The sequence below is a fragment of the Eudoraea sp. genome, from assembly GCF_049665975.1.
Taxonomy (GTDB): domain Bacteria; phylum Bacteroidota; class Bacteroidia; order Flavobacteriales; family Flavobacteriaceae; genus Eudoraea.
On record NZ_JBATGR010000474.1, the window covers coordinates 1 to 2349 of the forward strand.

A 2349-nucleotide genomic window follows, 5' to 3' on the forward strand; every position below is an offset into this window, starting at 1 on the left:
CGTTGTGGCTATGAACAGTACGGGAGCAAACCGGCGTTTAACTTTCCCTTACGCTCATAGCAAAAATCTTTTGGTTTTTGCTTGCCACGCTTTTTAGCGAGGTTTTTTTCTTTGTCCCACTAAAAAGCAAAATCCCAAAGATTTTGCAGACTTCATAAAAGTACGCAAACCCAGCGATTCAGCCCAAAGCCCGTATTGTTTATAGGTTTTGTTAGGCACTGGCTTTTTTTGCTAATAGTCCTGCACCAATACCTCTGTAGGGATATGCAATGTCGTGTTGAGTTTTCTAATCATATCCAATGTAAGTTTGCGTTTTTTGCTCAAAATCTCGCTTACCCTGCTTTTAAATCCCACTACTTCCGCCAAGTCCTTTTGTTTCATTCCCATCTGCTCCATTCGGAATTTGATGGCCTCGATAGGGTCCGGCATTCCAATGGGGAAGTTCTCGTTCTCATATCGGTCGATTAAAATCGACAGGATTTCGAGTTCGTCGCCTTGTTCGGTGCCCTTTTTTGCGTCAAAAATCAATTCGAGCCTCTTAAGAGCTTTCTGATAGTCTTTTTCGTTTCTGATAGGTGCTATTTTCATCTTAAATTTCTTTTGCATTTATCTTGTCATATTCTGCGTGAGTTCCGACAAAGCGAATCCAACAGATTTGGTACTCAAAATTGAATTTTACAATAAGTCTGTACTTATTGCCCTTTATATTGAAAACAATACGATTGTCCTTCAATATGCTGGCACTCGGATATTCCCTTTTTAATTCGTTAAGGTTCTTAAATTCCGATTTTTCGGTTTCCCTGTACCACGCCGTCAATTGCTGTTCGCTATCCGCGTGCCTTGTCCAAAAGTCTCTCAAAGTCCTCTTTGCGATTACTCTCAAAATATGTTCTTTCAGACAAAGATACAAAAAAAGTTACCAAAATGGTAACTTTAAGGAATTTATTTAGCTTGTGCCTAACGGGTCTCGGCTATGATTTCGTTGCGGAAAATGTCCACCGGACTTTTCCGTCGAAATTCCCGGACATTCGCATAAAATTAAGGATTTTCCATAAGGAAAATCCGTAAGCAATGAATTATAGATATTGTTGGCACCAGTTAACTTTTTAGTCCTGTTATGGCCCAGTTTAAAATCTTGTTCTGGTTCATAGTTGATTCGAACTCGGAGTGGTCACAAATATGCTGGATATTGAATAGGTTACCTGTAGCTGTAACCTCAGATTTAAAGCATTTTTTAATTACAGCGATGGCCTGCCAGAAATCGCTCAGATCCATGACATATCCATTATAGGGATTGTTATATCCATTATCTTCAATTTGAAGTTCGGATCGGTCAAATTGACCTACAAAACCCGCTGTTGAAATAGTGCTAGCGTGGACATATATTTTATCATTGCGTATGGGTAGTTCCCCTTCATTTCCACCACCCATAGATTGATAGCGACCATTTTTGAGTCTAAGGAAAAAAAGTGAAGTATCACCCACCTGGTATTCCATCCACCGCTTCCCACAATTCCATTCTTTGAATTTGATTATTGTAATTGTTCTTGAATCGTGATTAATACTGTTATATACATTTAATTCTATCACAGATTCATCCACGCATACTATTTCACCATAAAGAATTTTATCTGCTTTAAGAATTAATTTGTTTAGCGTAGGCGTGACATAATCAGCTTTGATAGTGCTGGTTATAAGGAGCATTAATAAGAATATCAATCTATTCATAATTGGTGCCAACAATTGAACATAGTACATTATGCACTATATATCACTAAAGCTAAGATAGCAAATCATCTATATCCCTGAAGGAATTTTCTGCAACATGTGTGTAAATCTCCGTTGTTTTACTTGAGTTATGACCTAAAAGAACCTGGATCTTTCGCAAATCTGTTCCTTTATCTAACAAATGGGTTGCAAAGCTATGACGCAACATATATGAAGTCACTCTTCTTTTAATTCCTGCCCTTAATGCCGCACGACTTACAATGTTGACCACACTGGTTGGAGAATACGCCTTTCCATTAGGACTTTCAAACAGAAAAGTTCGAGGTTGATATCTTTTATAATAATTACGTAATTCTTTTAGTAATGTAGCACTTAAAATGGTGTACCGATCTTTTTTACCCTTTCCCTGGTTGACCCTAACTAACATGCGCTTACTATCTATATCCTCTGGTCTTAAAGCCAAAACTTCTGATCGACGTAAACCTGAACTATAAAGTAAACCAACGATACATCGATGTTTTATATTGTTGATTTCAGCCAGTAGGCTTTGAACTTCCATAATGGAAAGTACCTCTGGTAGTTTTTTGGATTTTCTTGGGCGTTCAATAGAATAAAACCGAT

At 37.8% G+C, this 2349-nt stretch carries 4 protein-coding genes; all 4 read right to left on the reverse strand.

Annotated elements, in window-relative coordinates; genetic code table 11:
• Positions 1 to 231 precede the first annotated feature (231 nt).
• On the reverse strand, positions 232 to 588 hold the full coding sequence (locus WBN20_RS15320; protein ID WP_424282309.1) for a helix-turn-helix domain-containing protein: 357 nt from the start codon (positions 586 to 588) through the stop codon (positions 232 to 234).
• A 1-nt stretch (position 589) separates the two neighbouring features.
• Positions 590 to 883 (reverse strand): type II toxin-antitoxin system HigB family toxin, encoded by a 294-nt coding sequence (locus WBN20_RS15325; RefSeq protein WP_424282310.1) that lies wholly within the window; start codon positions 881 to 883, stop codon positions 590 to 592.
• Between the two features lie 215 nt (positions 884 to 1098).
• Positions 1099 to 1728, reverse strand: a complete 630-nt coding sequence (locus WBN20_RS15330) for a hypothetical protein (protein ID WP_424282311.1) — start codon at positions 1726 to 1728, stop codon at positions 1099 to 1101.
• Between the two features lie 52 nt (positions 1729 to 1780).
• The coding region (locus WBN20_RS15335; RefSeq protein WP_424282312.1) for a tyrosine-type recombinase/integrase at positions 1781 to 2349 on the reverse strand (569 nt) is incomplete at its 5' end.

Excerpts from the sequence above, each read along its gene's own strand:
- WBN20_RS15320 (WP_424282309.1), bottom strand. The coding sequence starts at position 588 with ATGAAAATAGCACCTATCAGAAACGAAAAAGACTATCAGAAAGCTCTT.
- WBN20_RS15330 (WP_424282311.1), bottom strand. The coding sequence starts at position 1,728 with ATGAATAGATTGATATTCTTATTAATGCTCCTTATAACCAGCACTATC.